Raw genomic sequence first — 14,431 nt, forward strand, 5'->3', positions numbered from 1 at the left:
ATGTCCGATTCCGTTGACACGACGGTCGATACGACCTCGTCGCGCGAACGCATCAAGCGTGCCCTTTCCCATGGTAAGAAGGGCCGCATCAACAAGGATCTGTCCAACAAGATTATGCTCGGCGTGTTTCGCGCCGCGGCCTATATCACCACGCTGGTGCTGGTCGCCATCATCGCCTACGTAGTTATCAACGGTCTGCCGCACATCTCGCTCGACTTTATCTTTGGCTGGCCGCAGGGCGTAAACGCCGAGGGCGGCATTTGGCCCACTATCGTCTCGACCGTCTACGTGACGGCGCTCGCCATGCTCATCTGCACGCCAGTTGCCGTCTTGGCTGCGGTCTATCTGGCCGAGTATGCCAAGCAGGGCAAGGTTGTCGACATCATTCGCTATGCTGCCGATGCCCTGGCCTCGGTGCCCTCCATTGTTATGGGCCTTTTTGGCTACGCCTTGTTTGTCGAGGCCATGGGCCTGGGTCTTTCGATGGTTTCGGCCGCCCTGGCGCTCGCACTTCTGATGCTGCCCATTGTCATGCGTACCACCGAGGAGGCAATCCGCGCCGTTCCGCGCTATATCCGTTGGGGCGCATATGGCCTGGGTGCCACCAAGTGGCAGGTCGTCTCCAAGATCGTGCTTCCTTCGGCTTTTGGTCGCATCGCCACCGGCATCGTACTTGCCATCGGCCGCGCCATCGGCGAGACCGCCGTGGTGCTCTACACCATGGGCCAGGCCATCAACCTGCCTATTTCGCCGCTCGATTCCGGTCGCCCCATGACCGTTCACCTTTATCTGCTTGCCAATGACGGCATCAACATGAACGCAGCCTACGGCACCGCGCTTTTGCTGATGGCGATTATTCTGGCCTTCAACCTGTTTGCGCGTTATCTGTCGCGCAAACGCCGCTAGTTAAGGAGTCCCATGTCCGTCTATCAGTCCGCTCCCACGCTGGAGCAAGCGGCCATCACGGCCAAGGATTTCAACTTTTGGTACGGTGACTTCCATGCGCTGACGGGGCTCGACCTCAACATCGCCAAAAACGCCATTACCTCGTTTATCGGCCCTTCGGGCTGCGGCAAATCGACGTTTTTGCGCTGTATCAACCGTATGAACGACCTTATCGAGGGCACGCGCGTCGAGGGCACCATGACGCTCGACGGCAACGATATCTATGCCGAGGGCGTCGACCCGGTCGACCTTCGCCGCCGCGTGGGCATGATTTTTCAGCAGCCCAACCCGTTCCCTAAATCCATCTACGAGAATGTTGCTTTTGGCCCTCGTCTGCAGGGCGTGACTAGCAAAAGCGACCTCGATGACATCGTGGAAGAATCGCTCAAGCGCGCCAACCTCTGGAAAGAGGTATCCAATCAGCTCAACAAGGATGGTTTGGCGCTCTCGGGTGGTCAGCAGCAGCGTCTGTGCATCGCGCGTGTGCTCGCGGTGCAGCCCGATGTCCTTCTGATGGACGAGCCCTGCTCCGCCATCGACCCCACGTCCGTCTCCAAGGTCGAGGATCTGATGGCCGAGCTGGCGCCCGAGATGACGATCATTATCGTCACACATTCAATGCAGCAGGCAGCTCGCATTAGCGACTACACCGCCTTCTTCTTGCAGGAGGTTGCCGGCGAGCCCGCCACGCTCATCGAGTATGGTCAAACCGACGCGATCTTCACCAGCCCGGTGGATTCGCGGACGGAAGACTATATCACCGGCCGCTTTGGCTGATCGGTGCGACTAGTCCCAAGCCGATCGGACCTGGTCCGGTGCGTATTCACTGTGCGGGCGGCATGACCGCACCCAACTGATTGGAGTGAACCATGCGCAAACTGTTTTCCCGTCAGCTCGTCGAGGCTCGTCACGAGATGTTGAGCATCTACGAGGCTGTAGACCTGGCTCTTCACGACGCCGTGAAGGCCTATGTGACCGACGACCGCAAACTCGCCACCAAGACCAAGAAGCGCACGCTTTCGATTGACGCGCGCTGCGCCAACCTGGAGGCCGTGTGCTACAACCTGATCGCTACGCAGTCGCCGGTCGCCTCCGACTTCCGCTTGCTGCAGACGATCATCTACGTCGACTTTAACCTGCAGCGCATGACCGATAAGGTTCGCCAGATCTGCCGCGCCACGCGTCATATGGTCAAGGCCGATATCTCGCTGCCCCAGGAGCTCGTCGGTACGGTTGAGGCCGAGGCCGAAGCCGTATACCAGGTGCTGGGCTCGTCGCTTTCCGCGCTCGTCACCAACGACATGTCCATCATCTGCAATCTGGCCGTCGAGGACGAGCCGGTGCATGCGGCCTATGAGAAGTTCTTCCGTACCTTCAACCGCATGGACGCGGGCGAGTTTATGGACGACGACAGCAACTATGACGATCTGCGCCGCGCCATCATGGTTTCGCGCTACCTCGATCGCATCGCCTCGATTTCCATCGATGCCGCCTGCCGTCTGACCTTCCTTTTGACCGGCCAGCGCATGAACGCCGGCGATATCGTCCGTACGGACGAGGATGAGCTCGAGAGCATGCGCGTACCTTCGGGCGAGGGCGTCATCATGAGGCCCGCTGTCGATGCGCGCTTTGTTGCCAAGGTGCCCGCTAACGAGGTGAGCGAGGGTCTTCGCTACCTGCTCGAGCACCTCGAGGACGAGGACGATACCGAGGATGACGAGGAGTAGGGTAGCTCCGTTCGTCGAAAGATTGTAAATACCTAAGTGAGCGCGGCCTTGCACATGCAGGGCCGCGCTCTTGCGTTAGCATGGGACTACTTGTATGGCTGTTAGCGGAGGCGATTGGCAATGGATAATTATTTGGACTTGATGCGCGCTCGCCGCGAGCAGATTCTCGAACGCTTTTATGCCGCACTCGATCGCGCGGGCCGTTCTCACGATGCCGCACGTCTGATTGCCGTCTCCAAGACCGTTGGCGTCGATGAGACCGTTGCCGCCATCCAGGCAGGGTATCGTCATTTTGCCGAGAACCGTCCGCAGGAGCTTGTTCGCAAGCTTGCGGGGTTGGCGGAGCATCCGGAGCTGCCCGAGGTGCGCTTCGATATGATCGGTAATCTTCAGACCAACAAGATCAATGCGGTGCTGGGTGCGGCCGAGCTGATTCATTCGGTGGGGTCGCTTCATTTGGCGCAGGCTATCTCGAGCCGTGCCGTCCGCAAGATTGAGGCGGGCGAGCTTGCCGGTCCTCAGCATGTGCTGATCGAGGTCAATGTAAGCGGCGAGGAGTCCAAGGGCGGCTTTTCGCCCGATGAGGTTCGTGCCGCGGCTGGCGAGCTTGCGGAACTTGAGGGAATTTGCGTACAGGGGCTTATGACCATGGCACCCCGGGGGAATAAGGATGTGGCGCGCCGCACCTTTGCCGGGCTGCGTGAGTTGAGGGATGAGCTGGAGACGGCACACCCCGATCTGTGTCTGCCTGAGCTTTCTTGTGGCATGAGCGAGGACTTTGAGCCCGCCCTTGAGGAAGGCTCGACGCTTGTTCGCCTGGGCAGGGTAGTATTTAGCCCGGAGTTTGAAGTAAAATAAGAGCCTGAAGTGCGCGCTGATTATCAGAGCGCCTGCATTAGACCGTGAGAGGACACAACCATGGGTTTCCTTGACGAAATTAAAAATAAAATGCACCTAGGCGGCCAGCAGGGTTATGACCAGGGTTATGGCCAGGATGATGACTACGGTTACGATGACGGCTATGACGACGGCTATCAGAACAACGGCTACAGCGGTGCTTCGGGCGAGGGCTTCTACACGCAAGATGAACCGAGCAATGGACTGCTGGGGCAGACACGCCGCGGAGAGGCTGAGTCGGTTGCTGTGTACACGCGTTCCGGTCAACTGATCGGCGACGACTCCCGTCACGCTACGACGTACAATCCGCCTTCGCGCTCTCAGGATGCCGCTGCGGGCGGTTATCGTCCCGGTGCCTATGACACGCCGTCAAGCTACGCCGAGAACGCTCGGGTCCGCGCTGCCGCTGTGCCCGCTCCTGCTTCAACGCCGAGCGATGCCTCTGCCTATGCGAGCAATATCATCAACGCCACGCCTCAGTTGCCGGCCTACGTTCTTCGTCCGGAGAGTTATGACGACGTGGAGACGGTCGTGCGCCGCGTGCGTACCAAGCAGCCTGTCGCGCTGATCTTTGTGGGCGTTCGCACCGAGGTCGCCAAACGCGTCCTGGACTTTAGCTATGGCTTTGCCTGCGGCCTGGGCGCTTCGGTCAAAGAAGTGGGCGACCGCGTGTTTATGGTGCTGCCCGCCGGCTGCGAGGTCAAGGATTCGGATCTTAAGAAGCTTCGCGCCGACGGCTATCTCAAGTAAAGACAAGGTGAGGAGATTCCCATCAACATCTACACCATCGTTCAGCTTGTCAACACGCTGTTTAATTTTTATTCCACGTTGATTGTGGTCTACTGCTTTATGACGTGGATTCCCATGAAGCAGGGTGGTTTGCTACAGGATATCGCGGCGGTGCTCGACGGCGTTTGCGGCCCTTGGCTCAACCTGTTTCGCCGGTTTATGCCGCCGATGGGCGGTATCGATTTTTCACCGGTCGTTGCGATTATTGCGTTGCAGTTGGTGCAGAAGCTCATTCTGCAGCTACTTATAGGTATACTCGTATAGGACTGGCTCAGTAACCTATGTCGGGCGCTTAGCGCCAAGGCGATGATAAAGGAGAACTTGTTATGGCTATTACCCCTGCTGACATCCAGGCTCAGACCTTCTCTGAGGCCAAGCGCGGCTACGATCCCGCCGAGGTCGACGTCTTCCTGGAGACCCTGTCCTCCGAGGTCGACGCTATGCTTGCCAAGATCGTTGATCTTAAGGGTCGCCTGACCGCCACCGAGCAGCAGCTTGCCGATACGCAGGCTCAGCTTGCGCAGGCCCAGGATTCTGCCGCTCAGGCTGCCCCTGTCGCCACTCCCGCTCCCGATTTCTCCGCTCAGGAGCGTCAGATTTCCGCCGCTCTCATTGCGGCTCAGCAGACCGCCGAGGCGATTGTCAACGACGCTAACGAGAATGCTGACCGCATCCGCAACGAGGCCGACGCCAAGGCCCGCGAGGTCATCCGTCAGGCCCTGACCGAGAAGCAGGCCGAGCTCGAGGAGATTGACCGTCTGAAGGCTTCCCGCGAGGAGTTCAAGGCCGAGTATCTCAAGCTCATTCAGCACTTTATGGACGATGCCCAGAATTCCTTCCCGGCCGATCTGCTGGCTTCTACGCCGGTCGGTTCCGCGGCTTCTCCTGCCGTGACCATGCCTGCCGCCGAGCCGCTGCCTGTCGCTGATCCGGTTGTCCCCGTGGCCGACCCCTTCGCCCCGATTGACAACTTTGCTGCGGACGACCTGGACTAGCGCCAAAACTACAATCTAGCTCTTAAAAGGAGCTCGCGCTTGCGAGCTCCTTTTTTTAGCTGTATACGGGTTGGGAAACAAAACGCCGAGCTCTGCGTGCGATAGGGCAGAACTCGGCGAACGTTTGAGCGGTAAAAGGTAGATTTTAGGGCATGGGCCAAAAAACTACTTGAGGAGGAAATTGGATAGGGGAATGGTGCGGGCCTCGCGATGCTCGGGGTCGGCGATATGGTCGGCGGGATAGCCGCAGACGAGCATGTGGTAGGGATAAACGCCCTCGGGCAGGTTGAACTGCTCGCGGGCTAGCTCGGGCTTAAAATGGCATACCCAGCACGTTCCCAGGCCCTGTTCCTCGGCCTCCATCATCATCTGATCGCAAACAATCGAGGTGTCGATAGCGCTGGAGTTCATCTGGTCATAGGGACGCACCCAAGCATCGTTGGTAACGCTGCAAACGAGGAAGATGAGCGGAGCGCCAAAGATGGACCCATCACGAGCAAACCGAGGCTGACAAGCAGCTGCCTTTTCCAGAAGCTCAGGCGTATCCAACACCATCACACGGGTTGGATGATTATTGCAAGCAGAAGGAGCAATGCGCCCAGCCTCAACAATGGTATCCACCACAGCCTGCTCAACAGAACGATCCTCAAACTCACGACAAGAATACCGAGACCGAGCCAGATCCAAATACCCCATAACCAAACCTTCCAAAGTCAGCAAACAAATCCAAAGTAAAATAAAGGGTACCCAAAGCACCATCCACCCAAACGCTCGGTACAGTTCCAAAGTATTCAATCAGGTATAAAAGGCCGCATCAGCCAAACCCCCATTGAATTCAAATCATCAGCCAAGGTTCCCAATGGCGGTACGCAAGGCGAAGGCCCGACACCTATTTACTTTCGAACGACTCTGCCGTGCAGCCGGAGAGAGAAAGCAAATAGGTGCCGGGCCTTCGCCGGTGGGACGCGTACCCCCAATTAACTGTTCTTCATGACAATCGAATCCACGACATCGGCCACATTCTCGCAGCAGTCGGCGCAGTACTCCAAGAAGGCGTACACGTCACGCCAGGCGATGACCTCGAGCGGGTCCTTGCCGTTGACGTGCAGGTTACGCATGGCGTTGATGTAGAGTTCGTCGGCCTCGGACTCGATGGTGTTGATCTGGATGACGAGCTCGCGCAGCGTTTTGGACTTGCGGTAGTTGGGCAACTCGACCATCAGGTCCTTCATGGCGCGGCAGGCGTCGGTCACCTTGTGGGCGATCACGATGGCATCGGGGTGGATGCTCTGGATGTTGGTGAAGTAGAGGCGCTGCACGACGCCCTCAATACGGTCGAGCACGGTATCGAGCGAGCAGCTCATTAGGTTAAGGTCCTCGCGCTCAAGCGGGGTGATAAAGGCCGTGAGCAGGGCGTCTTCGAGCTCATGGTGCTTCTTGTCTGCTGCATGCTCAATCGCATGCATCTTCTCGAGCATGTCGTGGATCTGCGCGGGGTCAAAGTTCTCAAAAATCTTGGTGAGCAGCTCGGCTGCCTGAACGGCGAAGTCGGCGCAGGCGACGTAGTTGTCAAAGTAGAACGAATCGGGTTTCTTTGCCATGAGTGATCCTTTCGGGGCGAAGACGGGTGGGCGAGGTAATGCGGTCCGGATGGACATTCGGTTTGACTAGAGGAACATCATGAACAGCCTGGCCATAACAAAGCTGATGAGTCCACAGGCGGGGAAGGTGAAGAACCACGTGAACATCATGTCCTTGACCACGCCGAAGTTGATGGCCGAGAGGCGCTTGACGGCGCCAACGCCCATGATGGCGCAGGTCTTGATGTGCGTGGAGGACACGGGGATACCGGTGAGCGTGGCAAGCAGCAGGTTTGCGGCTCCTGCCAGGTCGGCAGAGAAGCCCTGATACTTCTCGAGCTTAACCATGCTCTGGCCGACGGACTTGATGATACGCTCACCGCCCACGCTGGTGCCGATGCCCATGGTGGCCGAGCACAGCAGCATGATCCAGATGGGGATGCCGGCGTCGCCGACGCCGGTCTGTCCGTTGGCAAAGGCGACACCTAAAAAGAGCACGCCGATGAACTTTTGTCCATCCTGCGCGCCGTGCATAAAGCTCATGGCCGCGGCGCTCGCGATCTGAGCATATTTAAAGAAGACGTTGGCACGTCGCCTGTTGGCGGCAGCGAAAAGAATCGAGACGAGCTTGCACAGGACCCAGCCCATGACAAAGCCCAGACCGATGGAGAGCGCCAGGCCGTAGATGACCTTCATCCACTCGTGGACATTGACGCTGCTGGCGCCGCCGAGGGCGATGGCAGCGCCGGTCAGGCCGGCGATGAGGCTGTGGCTCTGCGAGGTGGGGATGCCAAAACGCGATGCCGTGGCGCCGTAGACGACGATGGAGAACAGGGCCGCGCAGAGGCACGCGAGCGCCATGGTGCTGTTTCCGCCAAAGTCGACGATATGGGAGATGGTGTTGGCAACGCTGGCATTAAAGTGCGTCATGATGAGCACGCCCAAAAAGTTGAACGCGGCACTCATGAGAATGGCGGCGCGGGCGGGCATGCAACGCGTGGTGACACAGGTCGCGATGGCGTTGGGCGCGTCGGTCCATCCGTTGACGAAGATGGCGCCGAGCGCGAGGAACACGGTGACGGCAAGGACTGGGTTCGAAACAAGTTGGCCGAGGAAGGCTGAGAACGTTACGTCCATATATGGGCTTTCTCGAAGTTTGCAGAAACGTTACAAAAACATGATAAATCGTATCACCTCCTGCGGGTTTCTTTACCGAGTTCTGACGGGAGAAGTGAATTTTTTGGCACTAAAATTGAATATTAGCCCTGTTGACCGCGGGTGTTCTTTTTGCTAACACGCCGTGAGGACACGTGCGCTCGCTCCGACACCCCAAAACCACAGTCTGTTCGCTTTACAATATGCAAACATGCGTTCGATAATAGGGGCATGGAATATCGACAGACAGATGGCAAAACTCGGCGCGTGCACAAGCAGTATGTGGACGTCGTGGCCCGCATCCTCGCGGGCGGACAAGTTGTGCCGGTTACCGTCTGCTGGGTCGACGGTCGCTGCTTTACGATTGACGAGATTGTCTCGTCTACCGGTTTTGGCCTGACGGTTCACGGCATTCGTACGGCAACCTATAAGGTTCGTTTTGGCGGACATACGACCGAGCTGTATCTGGAAGACCAGGCGCGTGAGCGACCGGATGGCTCGCAGGCTCATCTGATGCGGTGGTGGGTGTGGGCGTTCGACCGCACACTCGAGAGTGAGCGCCGCGGGTAAGAGCGCGCGCCATTCGGGTACAATGGCAGGAATCTTGTCACCTACGGCGCTGTCGCGGCGCTTTTTGAAAGGACTAAATTATGAACGATATCCAGGGCTATCAGAACGGCCCCATCGAGACCGGCGCAAGCCGTGCCAAGGAGATGTCGCCGCGCGCGTACAACCTTGCCATGTCTGCCCTGATCTTTTTGGGTTTTTGCGCTATGGGCGCTGGTGCCTACTTTACGGGCACCATGTCGTTTGCGCGCATGATGATGAGTGGCGCCGCCCTGCCGCTGGTCTTTGGCTCGTTTATCCTGACCATTGTCGGCATCGTCATGATGTCGGCCGCCGCCAGCAAGCAGTCCGTGGGCCTGTCGCTCGCGGGTTACGCGATCTTTGCGAGCACCTTTGGTCTGACCGCGTCGTTTGGCCTTGCCAACTACGACCTGCCCACCATCAACACCGCCTTTATCGCCACTGCCGCCATCACCTTTGTCTTTGGCGCACTGGGCGTGACCTTCCCCAAATTCTTCCAGCGTGTGTACGGCATTGGTTTTGGCATTCTGCTTGCCACGATTCTGGTCGAGATCGTGCTGATGTTCATGGGCGTCTCGCAGACCATCACCGACCTGATCGTGATTGTGGTGTTCGCCGGCTTTATTGGCTACGACACCTATGTGGCCACGACGGTGCCGCCCACGCTGCCCAACGCCGTGCTCATGGCGTCCAACCTGTTCGTGGACATTATCAACGTGTTCCTGCGCATTCTGAACATCCTTGGTCGTCGCGACTAGTGCCAGATTGCAGCGGTGCTTGCCGCGCGCAAATCGATGCGAAAGGCGGTCCTTCGGGGCCGCCTTTTTTGTACGCGGCGGGGTATCATGGATGGGAAAAGCCGATAGCGGCAGCGACCGAGAAAGGTGACCACTTATGGCAGACGTCGACAACAGGAACCGTAACCGTAGGCCCAACCGCGCGGGACAGCCCAATCCCAAGCGCGAGGCCCGTGCCAAGGCCGCCGAGCGTCACGTGGCGACTGTGTCCGAAGCGTGCGCAAAGGATATCGAGCGCTCGCTTGCCGGCGTGCGCGAGTTCGAGGGCATGCCTGCCGGATTTGTCGCGGCGATGAAGGCTAAGGCCCAGGTGGCTGCTGCCGAAGAGCAGGTTGCCGATGAGTCTGAGGCCACCGAGGTTGCGCCTGCCGAGACCGAGGTCGTGGCCGAGCCTGTGCCCGCAGAGGAAGCCACGAAGACCGAGCCCGCGCCTGCTGCCGAGGAGCCCGCTCCGGTCCTGCCCGAGGTCACCGTGCTCGACGCCTCTGCCACGCAGGCCATTCTGGATAACGGCCGAGGCTACGCGCAGTTCTGCGACATGGCCGTGCTCGCCTTTGCCTCGTTCACCAACCCGGGCGGTGGCTACATCCAAGGCTATCTGGGTCAGGAGGCCACGCTCTGTGCCGATTCGTATCTGTACAATGTGCTCGATAAGCAGCGCAAATGGTACGGCGAGAACCGTCGCCGCAACATCAACTGTGAGCTGTACCGCAACCGTGCGCTGGTGGTGCCTGCGGTGCGCTTCGACCGCAACCACGTGCATGCGTACGCCGACGTGATCGTTGCCGCTGCGCCCAACGCCAAGCGCGCTCGCCAGGAGTATCGCGTGGGTGACGATGCCCTGCTGGACGCCCTGCGCGATCGTATCCGCTTTGTGCTGGCCATCTGCGACGAGCTTGGTCGCGAGAAGCTCGTGCTGGGCGCCTGGGGCTGTGACAACAACGGCTTTGACGCCGAGGCCGTGGCCGAGCTCTTCCGCAAGGAGCTCGCATCGGGCGACTTTAAGGTCAAGCAGGTCTTCTTTGCCGTGCCCTCTACGCGCTGGGACGAGGATTTTGCCAAGTTCGAGCACGTGCTGGCAAGCTTCCCCGAGCGCAACGAGGAGTCCTATGCCCAGGTTGCCGCCCGTGCCGCAGCCGCCCGTGCCGCCGAGCAGGCTCATGCCGCTGCCGAGGACGATGAGGACGAGGACGACTGGCGCAAGTATCTGTAATCGGTGCGCGCTGACAGATAGGTCGAGCCGGCGGGAGGGGCTGCTCCCGTCGGCTTTTTGCTGAAGGAGGGGTTTGCGATGAAAAACGTCCTGTGCTTTGGTGACAGCAAAACTGCTGGTGAAATCGTCAGCCAGGACAGCGACACGGAACAAGCGTACTTGGCGTTTATCTGCAAACGGCTCAAGCTGAATTTTAGGAAGCTGTCAGTAGAAGAACGGAAGTGGCTGAAAAAGATTGCGGAAAAATCCGACTTGCTGAAGAATCCAAAACCGCAGAGAGGACGAAGATAAAAAATGCCTGAACGGCGGTTCTGGTTTTTCAGAACCACCATCCAGGCATTTTGTTTAGTAATAGAAAAAGGTGCAGTTGATTATTGCGTATTGTCAATCTCTCTCAAACCGGGTAGTAAAAATACGGCAAGCGCAACGATGATAATGCCAATTCCGCAAATGACAAACCATTTCTCAACTCCCAGCCGCTCCGCCAGAGGCCCGGAAATGACAAGGCCAAACGGCATGGCGAGGGAAGCGGCGCTTGTCAGTAGAGAAAAAACTCTCCCCAGATATTCTGGTTTGACCGTTTCTTGAAAAATCGCATTTTGCACACCGTAAAATGGAGCGGAAATTCCCATAACAGTACAGCACACAACAAAGACAAGAAATGCGTCTGGCGGCAAAAGCCCGGAGAGCATATTGCTAACGCCCATCAGGAGAACGGAAAGACCGATGGTGTACCGCCGTTTCTTAAAACCGCCCCAAATGCTCAGAATGACTCCGCCAAGCAGCATACCAACCGCAAAAGCAATTTCAGCGGCAGAGGCATGGGCCGGTGTTCCTTTGAAGTATGACATACAGATGAGAGGAAAAAGCGTACTGATTGGCATATAAAAGAACATATAAATTACACCAATCCAGAGCAGAGCAAAGAGGCCCCTGTTTTGCTTTAATACCACATACCCCTCTTTCATATCCTGTAAAAACTGTTGTCTTTTCGTTTCTGGACATAGTTCAGGCGTTGGTATGGACGAAATCGCAACAGTCACACAGGCAAGGATTGCACCCACAATATCTAACAATATAATTGCATTAAGAGGCCAAACAGCATATAAAAACGCTGCGGCAGCTGGACTGATAATCGCACTTACTGCTTGCATGGTCTGCGTGTAACCAGCGCATTTTGTAAGTTCCTCTTTTGGCACAATCATAGGTGTTGCTGCGCTGAATGCTGGAGAATGAAAAGCAGTTCCCGCACTTCGGATTAACAGGACAACCATAATAGACCATACGGGCAATTCCATGTAAAACGCCACCAGCGCCAGAATACCGCCAGCGGCGGCAATTATCAAATCCGCACCAATCATTACGCTTTTACGGCTGTGCCGGTCAACAAAAGCACCTGCAAACGGGCCTAAACAGGCTTGCGGCAAAAATCCAATCAGTGTTGCCGCCGTCAATATGATTGCAGAATTAGTTTTCGCAACCAAATAAAAGATAATGGCCATTTGCAAAATACCGCTGCTAATAAAGGATATTGCTTGTCCGGCAAGAAGTGTAAAATAAGTTTTTCTCCATGAATTGTTGTTTTGGGTCATAATGCGAACCTCCTTTTTTATTGCATTGTTCCTTTGTTTCTGCAATAAAAAGCAGGCGTTGTCCCACAGAGAGGGCAGACGCCTGCATAACAACAAAGCACGAAAAAACACCACGATACAGTTCAAAGACTGCTCGTGTCAAACCTACGTGTTCCTTTGCATACGCACGCAAAAAAAGCCCACCATCATGTGGAAAGGTACTTCTACTTTTTATTGCTTATTAGCGTACACAAATTAACACACGTAAGCCTCCTTCCAATCTCAAACTGTCGCACAGTACAACACACATCCGATAGACTTGTCAACCATTTTTAACCTTGTTTTCCATCTTGTTTTTCCATCTCTTACGGGCAGTAGCAAAGCCAGGCGAGCCAGTCAACGGTCAAGATGAACGGCGCTTTCAGCGCCGCCGTTGACAGTCTCGCCCGTCTTTGCTAATGGGTAATCAAGGCGGGAAAGCCATTTTAGGGCTTTCCCGCCCATTTCAATTTTGGGAGAAGAAAGGCCCCAAAATGAACGAGTGCGGCCAAACACTTTTAGGGATTGGCCACCTTGTCCACCCATCCAGCGGGGCGGCGGGGAACGGTCAAGGCCGGGCGTCAGCCCATTCATTTCAGCCTTGACGGTTTCCTGCCGTCCTGCTACTTTTCCCGGAGTGTGGCCACACATCTGGTCACGGTGTCCAGAGCTTTGGGACTTTTTGTCCCATAGGCCGGGGGCGGAGGACGAGGGACGGGGGCTTTCATAATACGCCCTGTCTGCTGCTGAAATCAGCCCTTTGTTTCCGGCTTACCAGCCCCAAACAAAGCCCTGCTTTCCTGCCGCGTCAAATGCCCTTGCCCTCCCCGGCGGCAACGGTATTTTCAGGGCAACGCCGACAGAGCGTATAACACACTACACTTTGCTCCGCAAAGTCGTGTGCCAAATGGGGCGCTGCCCCCTTTGGAAACCCCCGCAACAAACGGCGCTATGCACCCAGCCGGGAGCATAGCGCCGTTTGTTGTCAGCAGCCCGTTTCACGGTCTGCGTGTAGTTCCTTGTAAACTGACCTATACCTATGGCTACGATCCGGCGGGCATGCGCGATGGCACCGCGGTGCGCTATGCGCACGATGTGCGCTGGTGCGGCGTGGCCCAGCGCGACCTGGGCGATATCGATTATCTGCACATGATGCCCGAAAGCCACGAGAGCCTGGGCCACGCCGTGGCAGCCAAGCTCCAAGAGATGCTCGGTCAGTAGCGCGACCCCAAACCACCACAAAGGGACAGGCGCCTTTGTGGTGGTTTGGGCGGTGGTTTTGGCTGCTGGCTTTTTAGTACTGCCACATGTGGTTGACGGGGCCGGAGCCCTTGCCCATGTTCAGGCCGGCGGCGAGAGCTCCTGTTAGGTAGGCCTTGCCGGCGTTGACGGCATCGGCAAGATCCATGCCCTGGGCCAGCGCGCAGGCGATGGCGGACGAGAGCGTGCAGCCGGTACCATGCGTGTTGTCGGTCTCGATGCGTTTGTGACGGAACCACGTGGTGAGCGGATCGCCCAGGTGGTTGCCCTCGTCATCGAGCGGCGCGGGCTCTGCTAGCACATCGTTGGCCTCGTTGACAAAATGCCCGCCCTTAACGAGGGACGCGCAGCCAAAGCGGCGGGTGAGGAGCATAGCAGCGTTTTGCTGTGTGCGCTCGGAATCGACCTCGTAGTCGAGCAGCGCCATGGCCTCGGGAATATTGGGCGTGATGACGGTCGCCAGCGGGAACAGGCGGCGTGTAAGCGCTTCGGCGGCGTCCTCGGCGATGAGACGAGCGCCCGAAGTGGCGACCATGACGGGGTCGACGACGATATTTTGTGCGTCCCAGGCGCTCAGGCGGTCGGCTATGACTTCGATAATCTCGGCAGAAGAAACCATGCCGATCTTGACGGCACTGGGGCGGATATCGTCAAAAACGGCATCGATCTGCGCCGCGACAATATCCGGGGAGATGTTCTGCACGGCGGTGACGCCTAGGGTGTTCTGTGCGGTGATGGCCGTGATGACCGTCTCGGCATACAGGCGGTGCGCCGTGATGGTCTTGATGTCGGCCTGAATGCCGGCACCGCCGCTGGAATCGGATCCTGCGATGGACAGGACGGCAGGTACCTTACTACGATCCATGTTCGCTCCC

The 14,431-nt window shown here is 57.5% G+C and carries 17 protein-coding genes; 12 read left to right on the plus strand and 5 right to left on the minus strand.

Annotation, left to right across the window (positions count from 1 at the left end):
* From pstA to ACTQV4_RS01725, 7 genes are all read left to right on the plus strand, one after another.
* A complete protein-coding gene (pstA, locus tag ACTQV4_RS01695) occupies nt 1–906 on the plus strand; it encodes a phosphate ABC transporter permease PstA (RefSeq protein WP_427727613.1) in 906 nt (301 codons plus the stop codon).
* A gap of 12 nt (nt 907–918) precedes the next feature.
* On the plus strand, nt 919–1,722 hold the full coding sequence (gene pstB, locus ACTQV4_RS01700; RefSeq protein WP_089571588.1) for a phosphate ABC transporter ATP-binding protein PstB: 804 nt from the start codon (nt 919–921) through the stop codon (nt 1,720–1,722).
* 92 nt (nt 1,723–1,814) lie between these two features.
* Complete coding sequence (locus ACTQV4_RS01705) at nt 1,815–2,672, plus strand: phosphate signaling complex PhoU family protein (RefSeq protein WP_441569147.1); 858 nt, start codon at nt 1,815–1,817, stop codon at nt 2,670–2,672.
* Between the two features lie 120 nt (nt 2,673–2,792).
* A complete protein-coding gene (locus ACTQV4_RS01710; RefSeq protein ID WP_441569149.1) occupies nt 2,793–3,530 on the plus strand; it encodes a YggS family pyridoxal phosphate-dependent enzyme in 738 nt (245 codons plus the stop codon).
* 60 nt (nt 3,531–3,590) lie between these two features.
* Entirely contained in the window at nt 3,591–4,319 is a 729-nt protein-coding gene (sepF, locus tag ACTQV4_RS01715) for a cell division protein SepF (RefSeq protein WP_154515266.1), read from the plus strand.
* Between the two features lie 57 nt (nt 4,320–4,376).
* Nucleotides 4,377–4,622, plus strand: a complete 246-nt coding sequence (locus ACTQV4_RS01720) for a YggT family protein (protein ID WP_427719264.1) — start codon at nt 4,377–4,379, stop codon at nt 4,620–4,622.
* Nucleotides 4,623–4,684: 62 nt separating this feature from the next.
* Entirely contained in the window at nt 4,685–5,353 is a 669-nt protein-coding gene (locus ACTQV4_RS01725) for a DivIVA domain-containing protein (RefSeq protein WP_154515270.1), read from the plus strand.
* Between the two features lie 165 nt (nt 5,354–5,518).
* Here ACTQV4_RS01725 and ACTQV4_RS01730 read toward each other — a convergent pair whose 3' ends face one another.
* The 3 genes from ACTQV4_RS01730 to ACTQV4_RS01740 all read right to left on the minus strand — a co-directional run bounded on the left by ACTQV4_RS01730 (nt 5,519) and on the right by ACTQV4_RS01740 (nt 8,070).
* A complete protein-coding gene (locus ACTQV4_RS01730) occupies nt 5,519–6,049 on the minus strand; it encodes a nitroreductase family protein (protein WP_441569151.1) in 531 nt (176 codons plus the stop codon).
* 281 nt (nt 6,050–6,330) lie between these two features.
* Complete coding sequence (locus tag ACTQV4_RS01735) at nt 6,331–6,954, minus strand: DUF47 domain-containing protein (protein ID WP_427719219.1); 624 nt, start codon at nt 6,952–6,954, stop codon at nt 6,331–6,333.
* 66 nt (nt 6,955–7,020) lie between these two features.
* Nucleotides 7,021–8,070, minus strand: a complete 1,050-nt coding sequence (locus tag ACTQV4_RS01740) for an inorganic phosphate transporter (protein WP_427719222.1) — start codon at nt 8,068–8,070, stop codon at nt 7,021–7,023.
* Between the two features lie 285 nt (nt 8,071–8,355).
* Here ACTQV4_RS01740 and ACTQV4_RS01745 point away from each other — a divergent pair, with 285 nt between their 5' ends.
* From ACTQV4_RS01745 to ACTQV4_RS01760, 4 genes are all read left to right on the plus strand, one after another.
* A complete protein-coding gene (locus ACTQV4_RS01745; protein ID WP_195838523.1) occupies nt 8,356–8,658 on the plus strand; it encodes a hypothetical protein in 303 nt (100 codons plus the stop codon).
* Nucleotides 8,659–8,738: 80 nt separating this feature from the next.
* A complete protein-coding gene (locus ACTQV4_RS01750; protein WP_154515280.1) occupies nt 8,739–9,434 on the plus strand; it encodes a Bax inhibitor-1 family protein in 696 nt (231 codons plus the stop codon).
* A gap of 136 nt (nt 9,435–9,570) precedes the next feature.
* Nucleotides 9,571–10,686, plus strand: a complete 1,116-nt coding sequence (locus tag ACTQV4_RS01755) for a TIGR02452 family protein (protein ID WP_441569153.1) — start codon at nt 9,571–9,573, stop codon at nt 10,684–10,686.
* Between the two features lie 78 nt (nt 10,687–10,764).
* The gene (locus ACTQV4_RS01760; protein WP_441540647.1) at nt 10,765–10,977 is read left to right on the plus strand and encodes a hypothetical protein; all 213 of its coding nucleotides are present in this window, start codon (nt 10,765–10,767) and stop codon (nt 10,975–10,977) included.
* Between the two features lie 80 nt (nt 10,978–11,057).
* On the opposite strand, the gene ACTQV4_RS01765 is transcribed toward ACTQV4_RS01760, so the two are convergent.
* Complete coding sequence (locus tag ACTQV4_RS01765) at nt 11,058–12,278, minus strand: MFS transporter (protein WP_002584949.1); 1,221 nt, start codon at nt 12,276–12,278, stop codon at nt 11,058–11,060.
* 1,077 nt (nt 12,279–13,355) lie between these two features.
* Here ACTQV4_RS01765 and ACTQV4_RS01770 point away from each other — a divergent pair.
* Nucleotides 13,356–13,517 (plus strand): hypothetical protein, encoded by a 162-nt coding sequence (locus ACTQV4_RS01770; RefSeq protein ID WP_441569155.1) that lies wholly within the window; start codon nt 13,356–13,358, stop codon nt 13,515–13,517.
* 73 nt (nt 13,518–13,590) lie between these two features.
* Here the strand turns inward: ACTQV4_RS01770 and thiD are convergent, their stop codons facing one another.
* Nucleotides 13,591–14,421 (minus strand): bifunctional hydroxymethylpyrimidine kinase/phosphomethylpyrimidine kinase, encoded by an 831-nt coding sequence (thiD, locus tag ACTQV4_RS01775; RefSeq protein WP_427719233.1) that lies wholly within the window; start codon nt 14,419–14,421, stop codon nt 13,591–13,593.
* Nucleotides 14,422–14,431 lie beyond the last annotated feature (10 nt).

The sequence above is a fragment of the Collinsella sp. LCP19S3_B11 genome, assembly GCF_052121915.1.
Lineage (GTDB): Bacteria > Actinomycetota > Coriobacteriia > Coriobacteriales > Coriobacteriaceae > Collinsella.